At 61.1% G+C, this 16722-nt stretch carries 17 protein-coding genes; 7 read left to right on the top strand and 10 right to left on the bottom strand.

The window, feature by feature from the left end; translation table 11 throughout:
- The first annotated feature begins 57 nt into the window (after positions 1-57).
- Together H0Z09_RS26860 and H0Z09_RS26855 are read left to right on the top strand one after the other, a co-directional pair.
- Complete coding sequence (locus H0Z09_RS26860) at positions 58-255, top strand: cation transporter (protein ID WP_186694840.1); 198 nt, start codon at positions 58-60, stop codon at positions 253-255.
- Positions 256-342: 87 nt separating this feature from the next.
- Positions 343-1536 carry a Bcr/CflA family multidrug efflux MFS transporter gene (locus tag H0Z09_RS26855; RefSeq protein ID WP_076954465.1) on the top strand — a complete coding sequence of 398 codons (1194 nt, stop codon included), beginning with the start codon at positions 343-345 and terminating at the stop codon, positions 1534-1536.
- A gap of 8 nt (positions 1537-1544) precedes the next feature.
- On the opposite strand, the gene H0Z09_RS26850 is transcribed toward H0Z09_RS26855, so the two are convergent.
- The 3 genes from H0Z09_RS26850 to H0Z09_RS26840 all read right to left on the bottom strand — a co-directional run bounded on the left by H0Z09_RS26850 (position 1545) and on the right by H0Z09_RS26840 (position 3206).
- A complete protein-coding gene (locus tag H0Z09_RS26850; RefSeq protein ID WP_076954464.1) occupies positions 1545-1727 on the bottom strand; it encodes a hypothetical protein in 183 nt (60 codons plus the stop codon).
- A gap of 146 nt (positions 1728-1873) precedes the next feature.
- Complete coding sequence (locus H0Z09_RS26845; protein WP_186694839.1) at positions 1874-2887, bottom strand: zinc-binding alcohol dehydrogenase family protein; 1014 nt, start codon at positions 2885-2887, stop codon at positions 1874-1876.
- 25 nt (positions 2888-2912) lie between these two features.
- Entirely contained in the window at positions 2913-3206 is a 294-nt protein-coding gene (locus H0Z09_RS26840) for a putative quinol monooxygenase (RefSeq protein ID WP_076954462.1), read from the bottom strand.
- Between the two features lie 118 nt (positions 3207-3324).
- Between H0Z09_RS26840 and H0Z09_RS26835 the strand changes: the two genes are divergently transcribed.
- Both H0Z09_RS26835 and H0Z09_RS26830 read left to right on the top strand, forming a co-directional pair.
- Entirely contained in the window at positions 3325-4251 is a 927-nt protein-coding gene (locus tag H0Z09_RS26835; protein WP_186694838.1) for a LysR family transcriptional regulator, read from the top strand.
- 136 nt (positions 4252-4387) lie between these two features.
- Complete coding sequence (locus H0Z09_RS26830; RefSeq protein WP_186694837.1) at positions 4388-5077, top strand: helix-turn-helix transcriptional regulator; 690 nt, start codon at positions 4388-4390, stop codon at positions 5075-5077.
- Positions 5078-5143: 66 nt separating this feature from the next.
- On the opposite strand, the gene H0Z09_RS26825 is transcribed toward H0Z09_RS26830, so the two are convergent.
- The gene (locus tag H0Z09_RS26825; RefSeq protein ID WP_043051475.1) at positions 5144-6097 is read right to left on the bottom strand and encodes an adenosine deaminase; all 954 of its coding nucleotides are present in this window, start codon (positions 6095-6097) and stop codon (positions 5144-5146) included.
- A 194-nt stretch (positions 6098-6291) separates the two neighbouring features.
- On the opposite strand from H0Z09_RS26825, the gene H0Z09_RS26820 reads away from it, so the two are divergent.
- On the top strand, positions 6292-7383 hold the full coding sequence (locus H0Z09_RS26820) for a calcium:proton antiporter (RefSeq protein WP_076954458.1): 1092 nt from the start codon (positions 6292-6294) through the stop codon (positions 7381-7383).
- 123 nt (positions 7384-7506) lie between these two features.
- On the opposite strand, the gene H0Z09_RS26815 is transcribed toward H0Z09_RS26820, so the two are convergent.
- The 6 genes from H0Z09_RS26815 to H0Z09_RS26790 form a co-directional block, all read right to left on the bottom strand.
- On the bottom strand, positions 7507-8865 hold the full coding sequence (locus H0Z09_RS26815) for an 8-oxoguanine deaminase (protein ID WP_186694836.1): 1359 nt from the start codon (positions 8863-8865) through the stop codon (positions 7507-7509).
- Between the two features lie 191 nt (positions 8866-9056).
- Positions 9057-9743 carry an SDR family oxidoreductase gene (locus H0Z09_RS26810; RefSeq protein ID WP_186694834.1) on the bottom strand — a complete coding sequence of 229 codons (687 nt, stop codon included), beginning with the start codon at positions 9741-9743 and terminating at the stop codon, positions 9057-9059.
- Between the two features lie 50 nt (positions 9744-9793).
- On the bottom strand, positions 9794-10375 hold the full coding sequence (locus tag H0Z09_RS26805) for a YigZ family protein (protein ID WP_186694832.1): 582 nt from the start codon (positions 10373-10375) through the stop codon (positions 9794-9796).
- A 12-nt stretch (positions 10376-10387) separates the two neighbouring features.
- Entirely contained in the window at positions 10388-11047 is a 660-nt protein-coding gene (locus tag H0Z09_RS26800; RefSeq protein WP_186694830.1) for a TetR/AcrR family transcriptional regulator, read from the bottom strand.
- Between the two features lie 87 nt (positions 11048-11134).
- On the bottom strand, positions 11135-12529 hold the full coding sequence (locus H0Z09_RS26795) for a nucleobase:cation symporter-2 family protein (RefSeq protein WP_186694828.1): 1395 nt from the start codon (positions 12527-12529) through the stop codon (positions 11135-11137).
- An 88-nt stretch (positions 12530-12617) separates the two neighbouring features.
- Entirely contained in the window at positions 12618-13538 is a 921-nt protein-coding gene (locus H0Z09_RS26790; RefSeq protein ID WP_186694826.1) for a LysR family transcriptional regulator, read from the bottom strand.
- A 124-nt stretch (positions 13539-13662) separates the two neighbouring features.
- Between H0Z09_RS26790 and H0Z09_RS26785 the strand changes: the two genes are divergently transcribed.
- Positions 13663-15012, top strand: a complete 1350-nt coding sequence (locus H0Z09_RS26785) for an aspartate aminotransferase family protein (RefSeq protein WP_186694824.1) — start codon at positions 13663-13665, stop codon at positions 15010-15012.
- A gap of 39 nt (positions 15013-15051) precedes the next feature.
- Positions 15052-16545, top strand: a complete 1494-nt coding sequence (locus tag H0Z09_RS26780; protein ID WP_076954450.1) for a CoA-acylating methylmalonate-semialdehyde dehydrogenase — start codon at positions 15052-15054, stop codon at positions 16543-16545.
- Positions 16546-16722 lie beyond the last annotated feature (177 nt).

The following is a 16722-nucleotide window of genomic DNA, read 5'->3' as shown; positions in this document are numbered from 1 at the left end:
CCCAGCGCGGGGCAAGCCCGCTCACTACAATGATCTAGCTCATCAAGGAGTCGCGTTATGCAAATATTCAGCGTAGAAGGAATGACCTGCGGCCATTGCGTTCGAGCGGTGACCCAGGCGGTGCAGGGCCAAGACCCGGCGGCCAGTGTGAAGGTCGACTTGGCGGCAAAGGAGGTTGGGGTCGAGAGCCGGCTGTCTGCCGAGCAAGTGATCGAGCTGATCACGCAAGAGGGCTACAGCGCCAAGCTCGCCTGAAACGTTGAAAAATAGTTAGCGAGCTATCGTGTTCAAGGCGCCCAAGCGCGGCTAGACTATCGGGCTGCCGTCTCACTTGGGTGCCCGATGAACCTTCGCATAATCCTGATTCTGGGAGCCTTGAGCGCTTTTGCGCCGTTGGCGATCGATTTTTACCTGCCAGGCTTCCCGGCCATGGCCAAAGCCTTTGCGACCGATGAAAAGCACATCCAGCTGACCCTGGCGGTGTATTTCGCCGGCCTGGCCATCGGCCAATTGATCTATGGCCCGCTGGCCGACCGCTTTGGTCGACGCGGCCCGCTGCTCAGTGGCGTCATCCTGTTCACCCTGGCGTCCTTCGCCTGCGCCTTTGCGCCATCCCTGGAATGGCTGATCGGCGCGCGCTTCGTGCAGGCCCTCGGTGGCTGCGCGGGCATGGTGATTTCCCGCGCGGTGGTCAGCGACAAGTGCGATGCGGTGGGCTCGGCCAAAGTGTTTTCCCAACTCATGCTGGTCACCGGCCTGGCGCCGATCCTCGCGCCGCTGGCCGGCGGGTTGATGGTGGGGCTGTGGGGTTGGCAATCGATTTTCCTGGCGCTGTCGATTTTCAGCGTGATGGCCGCCATCGCCGTGGCGGTCGGGCTGCCGGAAACCTTCCCGGCGCATCAGCCGCGCCAGCCTTTGTCCGGCTCGCTGCGGCGCTACGCTGCGCTGCTGTCCGACCGGGTTTACCTGGGGTATGCCCTCACCGGCGGTATCTCGATCGCCGGGATGTTCGCCTACATCGCCGGTTCGCCTTTTGTCTTTATCCAACTCTACGGCGTGCCCGCCGAGCATTACGGTTGGCTGTTCGGCTCCAACGCCGCCGGCTTTATCCTGGTGGCGCAAGTGAATGCGCGGCTGCTGGCCAAGCGTGGCCCGGCGTTTCTGCTGTCGCGCAGTGTGTGGGTCTACCTGTTGGCGGCGTTGGCGTTACTCGCTATCGCGGCCTTGCGCACCGATGCGTTGTGGCCGTTGCTGGTGCCGCTGTTTATCTGCATCGCCAGCCTGGGCTGCATTCTGCCCAATACCTCGGCGTGTGCCATGAGCGGGCAGGGCGCCAGGGCCGGCAGTGCGTCGGCGTTGCTTGGCTGCATTCAATTTGGCGTGGCGGCCGGGGCCGCGTCGTTGGTGGGGGCGCTGCACGATGGCACCGCCATGCCGATGGCGATGGTCATCACCTTGTGCGGTGTGCTGGCGGTGACGATTGCGATGGCGACCCAGCGCCTGCAACGGGCGAGAGCCTTGCAGGCGCAGGCCTGAGGAACGGCTCAGCCAGCCGCGGAGCGTTGCTGGCTGTTCGGGAAACGATGGGGCGCCTGGATGCGGGCTTGCAGGGTGTCGGCAAAGGCACGGGCCTCAGCCTCGGTGCGGAAGGTGAACGCGTCCTTGTCCAGACGCACCTGCCATTTATTGCCTGCGGATTTTGCTAACGCTTTTATCAGGATTTTCATTGCTGACTTCCTCACGTAAAAGAATCGTGGCAAAGGCGGCCAATATAAACCCGAATACGCTCACAAGTATGACAAGGATCAACTCTCTGACTAGCGGTGTCGTCCGTTACCCACAGGGGTAACGGACGCGGCTGACAGCCGTTTTTTCAGAACCCTTCCAGCACGATCTTGCCCTTGGCCTTGCCGCTTTCCAGCAGGGCATGGGCACGCCGCAGATTGGCCGCGTTGATCACACCGAAATGCTCGCCAAGCGTGGTTTTAAGCGTGCCGGCGTCGATCAGCTCGGCCACGCGATTGAGCAGGTTGTGCTGTTCGATCATGTCCGGCGTCTCGAACATCGAGCGTGTGTACATGAACTCCCAGTGCAGCGACAGGCTCTTGCGCTTGAGCTTGCTGACGTCCAGCGCCTTGGGATCGTCGATCAGCGCCAGCTTGCCCTGGGGTTGCAGGGCTTCCACCAGTTGGTCCAGGTGAAGGTCGGTCTGGGTCAGGCTGGCGACGTGGGTCACCTGCGGGTGGCCGGCGGCTTTCAGCGCCTCGCTCAGCGGTTGGCTATGGTCGATTACCAGGTCGGCGCCGAGGGCCTTGGCCCAGGCTTGGGTCTCGGGGCGCGACGCGCTGCCGATCACCTTCAGGGCAGTAAGCTGGCGCGCGAGCTGGGTCAGGATCGACCCGACCCCGCCGGCGGCGCCGACGATCAGCAGGCTCTGCCCTTCATCTTCTTTGCCTTCGCGCACTTGCAGGCGTTCGAACAGCAACTCCCAGGCGGTGATGGCGGTCAGCGGCAGGGCGGCTGCTTCGGCAAAACCCAGGCTTTTTGGCATATGCCCGACGATGCGCTCGTCCACGGTGTGCAGTTCGCTGTTGCCACCCGGACGCACCAGTGAGCCGGCGTAGAACACCTTGTCACCGGCCTTGAACAGGGTCACTTCGCTGCCGACCGCCTTGACCACGCCGGCCACATCCCAACCCAGCACCTTGGCCGCGCCGTTTTCCGGGGCGACGTTCTGGCGCACCTTGGTGTCCACCGGGTTGACCGAGATGGCTTTGACTTCCACCAGCAGGTCGCGCGGGCCGGCGACGGGCTCCGGCAGTTCGATGTCTTGCAGGGCATCTGGATCGGTGATTGGCAGTGAGGCGTAGTAGGCAATGGCTTTCATGAGGGCTCCGGGAAAAGGGCTGTGATCAGGCGAGAAACTGCAGGCGCTTGAGTTCGAAATGTTCGATCACATCGGCGGCTTGGGCGCGAAAGCTCTGGATATGCGCGCTCTGGTCGTGGTCGGCCAGTGCCGCGTCGTCGCTCCAGCGTTCGAGCATGTAGAAGGTTTCGGGGTGTTGCAGGTCCTGGTGCAGGTCGTACTGCTCGCAACCGGCCTCGAGGCGGGTGGGTTCCAGCAGGCCGCGCAGCAGTGTTTCCAGGGTGGCCTGCTGTCCCGGCTTGGCGATCAGCGTGGCGATGACGTTAAAGGCTGTGGACATATTCAGCTCCAGATACGTGATGAACGGCATGAACGGATGATTAGCTATTTATCGACGGGATAAAAGCGGCTAAAACAGAGGGCTGTTTCAATAAAATTTTGATAATGAGTGGAAATGCATGCTGCGCTTTGATGATTTGCAGTTGTTTGTGCGTGCGGCTGACCTGGGTAGTCTGTCGGCGGCGGCACGGGTGATGGACCTGTCGCCAGCAGTGGCCAGTGCAGCGCTCAAGCGTATCGAACAGCACCTGGGCGCGCGCTTGCTGGCGCGTTCCACCCGCAGCCTGCGCCTGACCGCCGAAGGCGAGGGTTTCCTGGCCTATGCGCGCGCTGCGTTGAGCTCGCTGGACGAAGGGCGACGGTTGCTGGCCAGCGGTCAGGATCATGTCAGTGGCGTGCTGCAACTGTCGGCCCCTTCGGATTTCGGGCGCAACCAACTGCTGCCGTGGCTGGACGAATTCCAGCGTGAGTACCCGCAACTGAGCGTGCGCCTGCTACTGGGCGATCGGATTGCCGATCTGTTCCGCCAGCCGGTGGACATCGCGCTGCGCTACGGAGAGCCTGAGGATTCCAGCCTTGTCGCTCTGCCCGTGGCGCCGGGCAATGTCCGCGTGCTGTGCGCGTCGCCCAGTTATCTGGCGCGCCACGGCGAGCCGCGGCACCTGGAGCAGCTGGCCCAGCACAATTGCCTGCTGTACATGCTCGGCAGCCGGGTCCACGACCATTGGCGCTTTCACGACGGTAAACGCGAAGTCAGCCTGACAGTCACCGGCGATCGTTTCAGTGATGATGCCGACGTGGTCCGCCGCTGGGCGGTGGCGGGTGTCGGCATTGCCTACAAATCCTGGCTGGATGTGAGTACCGACGTGCTGGCCGGGCGCTTGCGCCTGATCCTGCCTGAGCTGCGGGGCGAGCGCACGCCGCTCAACCTGCTGTGTGCCCACCGTGCGCAACTGAGCAAACCTATCAACCTGTTGCGTGAAATGCTTGTGTCCCGCTGTGCGACGTTGACTGCGCAACTGCCGGAACGATCCAGCCCGACGTAACACCTTCCATCAAAGCCGGAAATTTCACTCAAGCCCTGTCCTTATCCGAGCTGTCAGACGCCATGGAACCGGCGGTTTACGCCCCTATACTTTGGCGCCAACCTCAGCAAAAAAATAAATCGACAGGGAGTGAAGGATGGACGCCGTACCTTGCATCAGTCAGATCGCCAGCTTGCTCGCCGAGCCCAAACGCACCGCCATGTTGTGGGCCTTGATGGATGGTTCGACCAGGTCACCGGCAGAATTGGCGGCACTTGCCGGCTTGTCATCGACATCCGCCAACGCACATCTGGCGCGACTGACCGCAGGTGGTCTGCTGCGGGCGGAGACCCGGCGTGGCAAGCGCGTGTTTCGCGTCGCCGCGCCGGATGTCAGCGCCGCCATCGACGCCTTGGCCAGGACCACCATGGCCTGTGCCGCACGCAGCGCGCCGGACACTTCGCCGCCGACCCTGGCTGCCCCGCCGTTGTTGCGTCATGCCCGGCTGTGCAATGGCCATCTCGGCGGGGAGCTGGGCGGGCAGTTATATCAACATCTGCTGGAGGCCGGATGGATCGAGCGCTACGAGCAGCGCACCGATGTGACGGTCAAGGGCGCGCAGCACTTGGCAGGGCTGGGGATTTTTACCCAGGCATTGACGTCGCCGCTGGTGTGTAACTGTTTCGACTGGAGCCAGGCGCAACCGCATCTGGGCGGTGCGTTGGGGGCAGGGTTGTTGCAACTGTTTTTACAGTCGAACTGGATCAGTGTGATCAACGAGTCGCAGGCGTTGCAGGTTCATGATGCCGGGCGGCTGGAAATTGCCCGTTTGGCCTTGCCAGGCTGAGCAGTTCGCAAAAAACCAATGTGGGAGCTGGCAAGTCAGCTCCCACAGGTGGAGCGCGTTTATCCGTTACGGCTTGACCAACCTGGCATCCAGGCTGTTCTGCGCCAGGCGTTTGGCCTGGTCCTGGGTCATGCCCAGCGAGGTATACAGCGCGTGGAAGTTCTCGGTGACATAACCGCCGAAGTAGGCGGGGTCATCCGAGTTCACCGTGACCTTCACGCCACGCTCGAGCATGTCGAGGATGTTGTGCTGGGCCATGTCGTCGAACACGCACAGCTTGGTGTTGGACAGTGGGCAGACCGTCAGCGGGATCTGTTCGTCGATGATCCGTTGCATCAGGCGTTCGTCTTCGATGGCACGCACACCATGGTCGATACGCTGGATTTTCAGCAGGTCGATGGCTTCCCAGATGTACTCGGGCGGGCCTTCTTCGCCGGCGTGGGCGACGGTAAGGAAGCCTTCGTGGCGGGCGCGGTCAAACACACGCTGGAACTTGCTCGGCGGGTGGCCCATCTCGGAGCTGTCCAGGCCGACGGCCACGAACGCGTCACGGAACGGCAAGGCCTGGTCCAGGGTTTTCTCGGCTTCGGCTTCGCTCAGGTGGCGCAGGAAGCTGAGGATCAAACCGCTGGTGATGCCCAGTTGCTGCTCGCCATCTTTAAGTGCAGCGGCGATGCCGTTGAGCACCACTTCGAACGGCACGCCACGGTCGGTGTGGGTTTGTGGGTCGAAGAAAGGTTCGGTGTGGATCACGTTCTGTGCTTTGCAGCGCAGCAGGTAGGCCCAGGTCAGGTCGTAGAAATCCTGGGAGGTGCGCAGCACATCCGCGCCCTTGTAATACAGGTCGAGAAATTCCTGCAGGTTGTTGAAGGCGTAGGCCTTGCGCAGGGTTTCGACGTCGTTCCACGGCAGCGCAATCTTGTTGCGCTCGGCCAGGGCGAACAGCAGCTCCGGCTCCAGGGAGCCTTCCAGGTGCAGGTGCAATTCAGCCTTGGGCAGGGCATTGAGCCAATCGTACATTTCTAAATTCTCATCAGGTGCAATGGCGGCATTCTACAGGTCATGGCTGAAATAATCGGTAAAACCTGACCAGCATGAGAGTTTTGGTTTTTTTCTACGCAATAGCGGCTCGACCTAAGATGTAACGAAACGTTAGCGGCTTGGCGGAGTCTGTACCCCATCAATGACTGATTTGCCGTTTGGTAAGGCCCCCCATGCTCACATCCCTCAAGCAAGAAAAATTCATGCTGCTGGCGCTGATCGCCGCCATTGCCGCTTACCCGCTGGAGCACTGGATGCTGCACAGCGGGCAAGTGGTGGCGCTGGTTGCCGGGCTCGCGTTGATTGGTTTCATCGTGATGGCATCGATGCGCGTGGCCCATCACGCCGAGCAGCTTGCCGAAAAAGTCGGCGATCCCTACGGCACCATGATCCTCACCTTGGCAGCGGTGCTGGTGGAAGTGGTGATCCTGGCGATCATGATGAGTAATGAACCGTCGCCGACGCTAGTGCGTGACACTATTTACTCGGCGGTGATGCTCGACATCAACGGCATTCTGGGTCTGGCCGCGCTGATGGGCGGTATCAAGCATGGCGAACAGTCCTACAACGATGATTCGGCACGCACCTACAGTGTGATGATCCTCACTGCCATGGGCGTGTCGATGGTGGTGCCGGAGTTTATCCCCGAAGCCGACTGGAAAATTTACTCAGCCTTCACCATTGGCGCGATGGTGGTGCTGTACACCCTGTTCCTACGCATGCAGGTGGGGCCGCACAGTTACTTCTTCAGCTACAGCTACCCGGAAAAACGTCGTAAGAAAGTGCCGGAAGAAGAGCACGCGCCGGCGGTCAGCCTGGCGTTTTCAATCGGCACCCTGGTGTTTGGCGTAATCGTGATCGGCGCGTTGGCCGAAGTGATGTCCAAGACCTTGGACCTTGGCCTGGAAGGCACGGGTGCTCCACCGGTGGTCACGGCGATTGTGGTGGCGGCCATTTCGGCGGCGCCGGAGATCTTGACGGCATTGCGCGCGGCCTTGGCGAACCGCATGCAGTCGGTGGTGAATATCGCGCTGGGTGCTTCGTTGTCGACGGTGATCCTGACGGTGCCGGTGATGGAGGCCATGGCGCTCTACACCGGCCAACCGTTCCAGATGGCGATGACGCCGGTGCAGACCGTGATGGTGTTTATTACGCTGATTGTCAGCGCGATCAACCTCAACGATGGTGAAACCAACGCCATCGAAGGGATGACTCATTTTGTGTTGTTTGCGACCTTTATCATGTTGTCGTTGCTGGGGGTATAGGCACCGAAGAACTCAATGTGGGAGCGCTTGCTCGCGAAAGTGGTGGGTCAGTGACAGATGTTCTGACTGACGCTCAACATTCGCGAGCAAGCCCGCTCCCACATTTCGACGGTGTTCTTTCAGTTAAGCCCGGCTGATCAGGTCCCGTGCCGCCTGGCCGTGATCAGCGATCAAGCCTTTGAGGTCCAGGCCTTCCACTTGGCCGTCGATCACGCGCCACTTGCCGGCGATCATCACCCGGTCCGCCCGGTCCGCGCCGCACAACAGAAGCGCCGAGATCGGATCGTGGCTGCCGGAGAAACGCAGCTCGTCGAGTTTGAACAGCGCCAGGTCGGCCTGTTTGCCGACAGCCAATTCCCCAATATCCGTACGCCCCAGCAACTGCGCCGAGCCTTTGGTCGCCCAGCCCAGCACGCCTTCGGGGGTGATTTTTTGCGCACCGTAACGCAGGCGCTGGATGCACAGGGCCTGGCGTGCTTCAAGGATCATGTTCGACGCATCGTTGGAGGCGGAGCCGTCCACGCCCAGGCCGATAGGCGCGCCCGCCGCGAGCAGGTCCAGGGTGGGGCAGATGCCGGACGCCAGGCGCATGTTCGAGCTTGGGCAATGGCAGATGCCGGTGCCGGCCGCGCCCAGGCGCGCGATTTCGTCCGGGTTGAAGTGAATGCCATGGGCCAGCCAGGTGCGTGGGCCGAGCCAGCCGACGCTGTCCAGGTAATCCACGGTGCGCAGGCCGAAGCGTTGCAGGCAGAAGTCTTCCTCGTCGAGGGTTTCCGCCAGGTGAGTGTGCAGGCGCACATCCAGGTGGTTGGCCAGTTCGGCACTGGCTTGCATGATTTGCGGGGTGACCGAGAACGGCGAGCAGGGCGCCAGGGCGATCTGGATCTGCGCGCCGTCGCCGCGCTGGTGGTATTCACGGATCAGGCGCTGGCTGTCCTCGAGGATGACTTGACCCTGTTGCACGGTCTGCTGCGGAGGCAAGCCGCCGTCGGCTTCGCCCAGGCTCATGGAGCCGCGGGTGAGCATGGCGCGCATGCCCAACTCGCGCACGCTCTCGACCTGAATATCGATGGCGTTTTCCAGGCCGTCGGGGAACAGATAATGATGGTCCGCCGCCGTGGTGCAGCCGGACAGCAGCAATTCAGCGAGTGCCACCTTCGATGCCAGGGCGAGTTTTTCCGGCGTCAGCCGCGCCCAGACCGGGTACAGGGTTTTCAACCAGGGGAATAACGGCTGGTTGACCACCGGTGCCCAGGCGCGGGTCAGGGTTTGATAAAAATGATGGTGAGTGTTGATCAGGCCCGGGAGTACCACATGTTCGCGAGCATCGAATACCTGGCCGCAAGGCACGGCAGGTTCGCGCCCCCAGCCCAGCACTTCGGTGATCACACCGTCTTGCAGCACCAGGCCGCCACGGGCGTCGAGGCCGTTGGCAGTGAAAATCGCGAGGGGGTTTTTTAACCAGATACGGGTCGCAGGCATTGGCCGGCTCCTCTGAATGATGGGTTCAGGTTTGCCAGCTCAGTGTTGCCCTGTCTGCTGATCCAGGGTCGCCGGTGAAGGCGAGGAGAGTAGATTACGTGTAGTTCAAGCTCTGGTCCACATGTAGGAAAGTGGATGAGCTAAATGTGGAAGGGGCAAGCTCCTTCCCACAGTGATTGAACGGAGATTTTTTACCAGGCGATGGTGTCGCCTTTGTAATCAATGAAGTGATGGCCGCCTTTGCCCGTGTAGGCATTCACCTGATCCACCAGGCCGCGCACGCTGGTGTCGACATCGATGTGCGCGTTTTCGCCGCCCATGTCGGTCTTCACCCAGCCCGGATGCAGCGACAGCACGGTGAGCTTATGGTCGCCCAGTTGGGTGACGAAGCTGTTGGTCATGGAGTTGAGCGCCGCCTTGCTGGCCTTGTACAGCGCCATATCGGAACCGTCCGGGATGGCCACGCTGCCCAGGACCGAACTCATGAAGGCCAGGACGCCACTGTCCTTGCGGATCTGCCCGACAAAGCGCTGGGCCAGGTTGATCGGCGCCACGGCGTTGGTGAAAAACAGTTGGCCGACTTCCGCGAGGGTGGCGTGGCCGGGTTCCTGATTGGCGGGGCCCTTGACGCCGGCGTTGACGAACAGCAGGTCGAAGGTGCGGTCCTTGAGGCGCTGGTTCAGGGCGATCACGGCTTGTTGATCATCCATGTCGAGTTTCTCGATCTGGACCGGGCCGACGGCTTTGAGGGCTTCGGCCTTGCCTGGGTCGCGTACGGTGGCGGTCACGTCCCAGCCATCCTGGATCAGTTGCTTGACCAGTCCAAGGCCCAGCCCGCGTGAGGCGCCGATGATCAATGCGGTTTTTGGCGTAGACATGAAAGCTTCCTTTAAGCGTCGCGGTTCAGGGAGTTCAACGGTATAGCATTTCAGCGCTGCAGCAGGATACGCCCACGGCTGAGGTCGGCGAGTTGAGTTTGCAGGGTGTGGATATGCGCTTCGGCCAAGGCGAGTTGCAACTCGACGCCGTTGGCCGTGAAGGTTTCTTCCAGCACCAGCCCACCGAGTTCGACAACGCGCAGTTTCACCAGGTTCAGCTCGGCGAACCCGCAGGCGCAACGCAAGGCGACGCGGCTGATCAGTTCAATGCGCTCGGCATTTTGCAGGCACTTATTCGCGCCGCCGCCGTAGGCACGGGCGAGTCCGCCGGTACCCAATTGGATACCGCCGTACCAGCGAATCACCAGCACCGCGACTTGATCGAAACCCTGCGCTTCGATGGCTGCCAGGATGGGTCGCCCGGCAGTGCCGCCGGGTTCGCCGTCGTCATTGCTGCGGTACTGGTCGGCCAGCTTCCAGGCCCAGCAATTGTGCGTGGCGTTCAGGTCGCTGTGCTGCTCGAAAAACGCCTGTGCTTCCTGGGGGCTAGTGATCGGTGCGGCGAGGGTGATAAAGCGGCTTTTACGTATTTCTTCGCGAAACTCGCAAAGGCCGGTCAGGGTGAAAGGCATAAGTCGCTTCGTTTATTGGGCTGGCTTGATGCCGCAGCCCTTGAGGATGATGTGGATCAGGTTGGTACCGGCGTCTTCCATGTCCTGCTTGGTCAGTTTGGTGCGACCGGTGACGCGGCAGATCTGGGTGGCGAAGTCGGCGTAGTGCTGGGTACTGCCCCACAGCAGGAAGATCAGGTGCACCGGGTCGACGGGGTCCATCTTGCCGGCGTCGATCCAGGCCTGGAACACCGCAGCCCGGCCACTGAACCAGGCGCGGTAGTCCTGGCCGAAATATTCGGTGAGGCATTCGCCGCCGCTGATGATCTCCATGGCGAAGATCCGCGAGGCCTGGGGCTGGCGCCGCGAGAACTCCATCTTGGTGCGGATATACCGAGTCAGGGCCAAGGCCGGGTCATCCTCGGCGGTCAGCGCGTTGAAGGTGCTGTCCCACAGTTCGAGGATATTGCTGAGCACCGCGACATACAGGCCCAGCTTGTTGGTGAAGTAATAATGCAAGTTGGCCTTCGGCAGCCCGGCGCTGGCAGCAATGGTATTCATGCTGGTGCCTTTGTAGCCATGGCGCGCGAATTCGTCTTCAGCAGCCTGCAGAATCGCTTGTTCGTTCTTTTGCCGAATGCGGCTGGCCGGCTTACTGGCGTGGTTGCTATGGGCAGGAACTTCGAGGCTCATGGAGGTTTCCGTGCTGATCGATAGAGACGACGTGTGCACAGATAACCCACCCTCAAGCCTCAGACAAGTCCTGATGCAATAAAACCTTCAAAGCGGTTCCAGGCTGTCGCTTTCCGGCGCTTTGTTTGCGGCAGCGGTGGGGGCCTTGCTCTCGGGCAGCAGCAGGCACAACACGATGGCAGTCAGCCCGCCGCTGGTAATGGCCGAGTCAAACAGGTTCTGCACCAGTGTCGGCATCAGGTGCAGCAGGTTCGGCTGGGCGGCGATGCCCAGGCCGACGCCAAACGAGGTGGCGATGATCAGCATGCTGCGCCGGTCCAGCGGTGCCTGGGCAAGAATGCGCACGCCGGCGGCGGCCACACTGCCGAACATCACCAGGGTCGCGCCGCCCAGCACCGGCTTGGGAATTTGTTGCAACACGGCACCAATCAACGGAAACAAGCCGAGGCAAAACAGCACCACGCCGATGTACAGGCCGACGTAGCGGCTGGCCACGCCGGTGAGTTGGATCACGCCGTTGTTCTGGGCGAAGGTGGTGTTGGGGAAGGCGCTGAACGTGGCGGCTATCATGCAACTGACGCCATCGCCGAGTACGCCGCCTTTGAGCCGGCTTATATAAGAAGGGCCGCTGATGGGTTGGCGGGCAATCATGCAATTGGCGGTGAGGTCGCCGACGGTTTCGATGCTGCTGATCAGATAAATCAGCGCGATCGGCAGGAAGGCGCTCCAGTCGAAGCTGAAACCGAAGCGAAACGGAATCGGCAGACTGATCAGAGGCAGGTCCGGCAGGGCTTGAGGCACGAGTTTGCCGCTGAACCAGGCGGCCAGGCTGCCGAGCGCCAGGCCGATGATGATTGCCGAGAGGCGCACCCAAGGTGTGTTGGAACGGTTGAGCAGAATGATCGTCAACACCACGAACAGACCCAGTGCCAGGTTGGTGGGGACGCCGAAGTCGGGGGCATTGAAACCGCCGCCAAGGTCGGTGATGCCCACTTTGATCAGGCTGATACCGATCAGGGTAATGACGATCCCGGTCACCAACGGCGTGATGACACGACGCAGTTGGCCGATAAAACGGCTCAACACGATCTGCACCACGGCGCCGAAAAAGCACACGCCAAAGATCATCGCCATGATGTCTTCCGGGCTGCCTCCGCGTTGTTTCACCAGGAAGCCCGCCGACAACACCGCGCCAAGAAACGCGAAGCTGGTGCCCTGCAGGCAGATCATCCCGGCGCCGATTCCAAATGGCCTACGCGCCTGGATGAAGGTGCCCACCCCGGAAACCATCAGCGCCATGCTGATCAGGTAGGGCAAATACGCCGTGAGGCCCAGCGTCGAACCGATGATCAAGGGCGGGGTGATAATCCCGACAAAGGCCGCCAGTACATGTTGCAGTGCGGCCAGGAAAGCCGGGGCAGGTTTTGGGCGGTCATTGAGGCCGTAGATCAGGTCGCTGGTGCTGGAGGATTCTGGTGGCATGGCGGGCAAACTCGGGTCGGACGGTTCTAGGTCCCTGTGCGCTTGCAAAAAGCTGTCCAGTTGCTCAGCTTTTCGCGCCAGGGCAGAGTTAGCGCGTGCCTGCCAGGCTTTCAAGGAAGCTTTCGAGCACCAAATGGGGGCGCCGGCCCTTGCGCGTGACCGATGCGAGGCTTAAATCGTAAAAACGTGTAGCCGGTTTCAGCGCGCGCAGTCGGCCTTGTTGTACCCAGAGGCTGGCGTAGTGGTCGGGCAGGTAGCCGATGTAGCGGCCGGTGAGGATCAGGAATGCCATGCCTTCGCGGTCCGAAGCGCTGGCCGTGCAATTGAGTGCCTGGTAATGGGCCTGGATCTCGGCGGGCAACCGGAACGTCGGGGCGATGGCGTCCTGAGCATCGATGCGCGCGTCATCCAGTTGCTTGTCGTCGGCGTAGAACAGCGGGTGGCCGACGGCGCAGTAGAGCAGCGAACGCTCGCTGTACAGCGGCTGGTACTCCAACCCCGACAGGGCACTGGCCTGGGGCACCACGCCAACATGCAGGCGGCCGTCGAGTACGCCTTGCTCGACTTCGTTGGGGGCGATCATGCGGATCTGGATCTGCACGTCCGGGCCGCGCTCCTTCAACTGCGCGAGCGCATGGGTGATGCGCATGTGGGGCAGGGTGACGAGGTTGTCGGTGAGGCCGATGATCAATTCGCCACGCAAATGCTGGTGCAGGCCGTTGACCTCGGTGCGGAAACTTTCCAGGGCACTCAAGAGTTGCAGGGCCGACTGGTAGACCTCCCGGCCCTCTTCGGTCAGGGAAAAACCGGCGCGGCCGCGTTGGCACAGCCTTAGTCCGAGGCGTTGTTCGAGATCACTCATTTGCTGGCTGATGGCCGAACGGCCTATGCCCAGGACGGTTTCTGCCGCTGAAAAGCCACCGCATTCCACCACACTGCGAAAGATGCGCAGCAAGCGGATGTCGAAGTCGCTGACTTGGGCCAGGGGATCGGGTCGCCGGCTGCTCATAGTTTAGTGAAGGCCTGACTGAAGGTTAGAAGAGTTGAATTTCACCGACTTTATCGCCGTGGCAATTTAGCTGCAACAACGCTTTCAATCCCGACGCTGCCTGTTGCCCTGCGAGGTTTTGCTGATGAACATGCCCGAAAACGCCCCATCGTCCCTGGCCAGCCAATTGAAGCTGGACGCGCACTGGATGCCGTACACCGCCAACCGTAACTTCCAGCGTGACCCGCGTCTTATCGTGGCCGCAGAAGGTAGCTGGTTGACGGACGATAAGGGGCGCAAGGTCTATGACTCGTTATCAGGCCTGTGGACATGCGGCGCCGGGCATACGCGCAAGGAAATCCAGGAGGCGGTCGCCAAGCAACTGGGAACGTTGGACTACTCGCCTGGGTTCCAATACGGTCATCCGCTGTCCTTCCAGTTGGCGGAAAAGATCACCGACCTGACCCCTGGCAGCCTGAACCATGTGTTCTTCACCGACTCCGGCTCCGAGTGCGCCGATACCGCGGTGAAAATGGTGCGTGCGTACTGGCGCCTGAAAGGCCAGGCCACCAAGACCAAGATGATCGGTCGCGCCCGTGGCTACCATGGTGTGAATATCGCCGGTACCAGCCTGGGCGGCGTCAACGGCAACCGTAAGATGTTTGGTCAGGCGATGATGGACGTCGACCATCTGCCGCACACGCTGCTGGCGAGCAATGCCTTCTCCCGCGGGATGCCGGAGCAGGGCGGTATCGCGCTGGCCGATGAACTGCTCAAGCTGATCGAGCTGCACGATGCATCGAACATTGCCGCGGTGTTTGTCGAGCCGATGGCCGGCTCCGCTGGCGTGCTGGTGCCGCCGCAGGGTTATCTCAAGCGTCTACGTGAAATCTGTGATCAGCACAACATCCTGCTGGTGTTCGACGAAGTGATCACCGGCTTCGGCCGCACCGGCTCGATGTTCGGTGCCGACAGCTTCGGCGTGACTCCGGACCTGATGTGCATTGCCAAGCAAGTCACCAACGGCGCGATTCCGATGGGCGCGGTGATCGCCAGCAGCGAGATCTATCAAACCTTCATGAACCAGGCGACGCCTGAGTACGCGGTGGAATTCCCCCACGGCTACACCTACTCGGCGCACCCGGTAGCTTGTGCCGCTGGGCTGGCGGCGCTGGACCTGTTGCAGAAGGAAAACCTGGTGCAGAGCGTGGCCGAAGTCGCGCCGCACTTTGAGAATGCGCTGCACGGCTTGAAAGGCAGCAAAAACGTGATCGACATTCGCAACTACGGGCTGGCTGGTGCGATCCAGATCGCACCGCGTGACGGTGATGCGATCGTGCGTCCATTCGAGGCCGGCATGGCCTTGTGGAAAGCCGGTTTCTACGTGCGCTTTGGCGGTGACACCCTGCAGTTCGGGCCAACCTTCAACAGCAAGCCGCAGGACCTGGATCGCCTGTTCGATGCGGTCGGCGAAGTGCTGAACAAGATCGACTGATTTCTCCTTCTATATAGAACAACTTTTCAGGAGCCCTGCATGAGCCTTATCCAGCATTTGATCAACGGTGAGTTGGTCAACGACAGCGGTCGCAGCGCCGACGTGTACAACCCGTCCACCGGCCAGGTGATTCACCAGGTGCCATTGGCCAGTCGTGAAACCATTCAACAAGCGATCGATTCGGCCAAGGCCGCTTTCCCTGCCTGGCGCAATACGCCGGCGGCCAAGCGCGCCCAAGTGATGTTCCGTTTCAAGCAGTTGCTGGAGCAGAACGAAGCACGTATCTCGCAGTTGATCAGCGAAGAGCACGGCAAGACCCTGGAAGATGCCGCCGGTGAGTTGAAGCGCGGCATCGAAAACGTGGAGTACGCGTGCTCGGCGCCGGAGATTCTGAAGGGCGAGTACAGCCGTAACGTAGGACCGAACATTGATGCCTGGTCGGATTTCCAGCCGCTGGGTGTAGTGGCGGGTATCACGCCGTTCAACTTCCCGGCGATGGTGCCCCTGTGGATGTACCCGTTGGCGATTGTCTGCGGTAACTGTTTCATCCTTAAACCCTCGGAGCGCGATCCAAGTTCGACGCTGCTGATTGCACAGTTGCTGCAGGAAGCGGGTTTGCCCAAAGGTGTGTTGAGCGTGGTCCATGGTGACAAGGGCGCGGTGGATGCATTGATCGAAGCGCCGGAAGTAAAAGCGCTGAGTTTCGTGGGCTCGACGCCGATTGCCGAATACATTTATTCCGAAGCGACCAAGCGCGGCAAACGCGTGCAGGCGCTGGGAGGGGCGAAGAACCATGCGGTGCTGATGCCGGATGCGGATCTGGATAACGCCGTGAGCGCATTGATGGGCGCGGCGTACGGTTCCTGTGGTGAGCGTTGCATGGCGATTTCGGTTGCGGTGTGCGTGGGCGACCAGGTGGCGGATGCGTTGATTGCCAAGCTGGTGCCGCAGGTCAAGGCGCTGAAGATCGGTGCTGGCACGTCTTGCGGCCTGGATATGGGGCCATTGGTGACTGGCCAGGCGCGTGACAAGGTCAGTGGCTATATAGAAGACGGTGTGGCGGCGGGCGCGGAGTTGGTCGTCGATGGGCGCGGCTTGAGTGTCGCCGGGCATGAACAGGGTTTCTTCCTCGGTGGCAGCCTGTTTGATCGTGTGACGCCGCAGATGCGTATCTATAAGGAAGAGATCTTCGGGCCGGTATTGTGCGTGGTCAGGGTCGATAGCCTGGAAGCGGCGATGCAACTGATCAATGATCATGAATACGGTAACGGCACCTGCATCTTCACCCGTGACGGTGAAGCGGCGCGTCTGTTCTGTGATGAGATCGAAGTGGGTATGGTGGGCGTGAACGTTCCACTGCCGGTACCGGTGGCCTATCACAGCTTTGGTGGCTGGAAGCGCTCGCTGTTTGGCGACCTGCATGCCTATGGGCCGGATGGGGTGCGTTTCTATACCCGTCGCAAGGCGATTACCCAGCGCTGGCCGCAACGGGCCAGCCATGAAGCGTCGCAATTTGCTTTTCCCAGTCTTTAACGTTTGCCAGGATGCCGGCCCCTTGGGGCCGGCTTCCGCGTTTTCAGGGCTTTTTTGACCGATATGACAGAATTGTGAAAAAAGCTGTTGACGGCAGATTCTGGAAGTCTATAATTCGCCCCACTTCCGGCGCAGTCGAAACGGAAAACTCCTTGGTAAACAAAGAGTTATGCGAGA

Source organism: Pseudomonas sp. SWRI18 (genome assembly GCF_014268345.1).
Classification (GTDB): Bacteria; Pseudomonadota; Gammaproteobacteria; order Pseudomonadales; family Pseudomonadaceae; genus Aquipseudomonas; species Aquipseudomonas cedrina.
Note: the sequence above shows the minus strand (reverse complement) of the source record. Positions and strands in the feature narration are given on the sequence as shown.

Coding starts and splice junctions, on each gene's coding strand:
- H0Z09_RS26780 (WP_076954450.1), top strand. CDS start 15,052: ATGAGCCTTATCCAGCATTTGATCAACGGTGAGTTGGTCAACGACAGC.
- H0Z09_RS26860 (WP_186694840.1), top strand. CDS start 58: ATGCAAATATTCAGCGTAGAAGGAATGACCTGCGGCCATTGCGTTCGA.
- H0Z09_RS26850 (WP_076954464.1), bottom strand. CDS start 1,727: ATGAAAATCCTGATAAAAGCGTTAGCAAAATCCGCAGGCAATAAATGG.
- H0Z09_RS26855 (WP_076954465.1), top strand. CDS start 343: ATGAACCTTCGCATAATCCTGATTCTGGGAGCCTTGAGCGCTTTTGCG.
- H0Z09_RS26795 (WP_186694828.1), bottom strand. CDS start 12,529: ATGCCACCAGAATCCTCCAGCACCAGCGACCTGATCTACGGCCTCAAT.
- H0Z09_RS26825 (WP_043051475.1), bottom strand. CDS start 6,097: ATGTACGATTGGCTCAATGCCCTGCCCAAGGCTGAATTGCACCTGCAC.
- H0Z09_RS26810 (WP_186694834.1), bottom strand. CDS start 9,743: ATGTCTACGCCAAAAACCGCATTGATCATCGGCGCCTCACGCGGGCTG.
- H0Z09_RS26840 (WP_076954462.1), bottom strand. CDS start 3,206: ATGTCCACAGCCTTTAACGTCATCGCCACGCTGATCGCCAAGCCGGGA.
- H0Z09_RS26820 (WP_076954458.1), top strand. CDS start 6,292: ATGCTCACATCCCTCAAGCAAGAAAAATTCATGCTGCTGGCGCTGATC.
- H0Z09_RS26785 (WP_186694824.1), top strand. CDS start 13,663: ATGAACATGCCCGAAAACGCCCCATCGTCCCTGGCCAGCCAATTGAAG.
- H0Z09_RS26790 (WP_186694826.1), bottom strand. CDS start 13,538: ATGAGCAGCCGGCGACCCGATCCCCTGGCCCAAGTCAGCGACTTCGAC.
- H0Z09_RS26805 (WP_186694832.1), bottom strand. CDS start 10,375: ATGCCTTTCACCCTGACCGGCCTTTGCGAGTTTCGCGAAGAAATACGT.
- H0Z09_RS26830 (WP_186694837.1), top strand. CDS start 4,388: ATGGACGCCGTACCTTGCATCAGTCAGATCGCCAGCTTGCTCGCCGAG.
- H0Z09_RS26835 (WP_186694838.1), top strand. CDS start 3,325: ATGCTGCGCTTTGATGATTTGCAGTTGTTTGTGCGTGCGGCTGACCTG.
- H0Z09_RS26815 (WP_186694836.1), bottom strand. CDS start 8,865: ATGCCTGCGACCCGTATCTGGTTAAAAAACCCCCTCGCGATTTTCACT.
- H0Z09_RS26800 (WP_186694830.1), bottom strand. CDS start 11,047: ATGAGCCTCGAAGTTCCTGCCCATAGCAACCACGCCAGTAAGCCGGCC.
- H0Z09_RS26845 (WP_186694839.1), bottom strand. CDS start 2,887: ATGAAAGCCATTGCCTACTACGCCTCACTGCCAATCACCGATCCAGAT.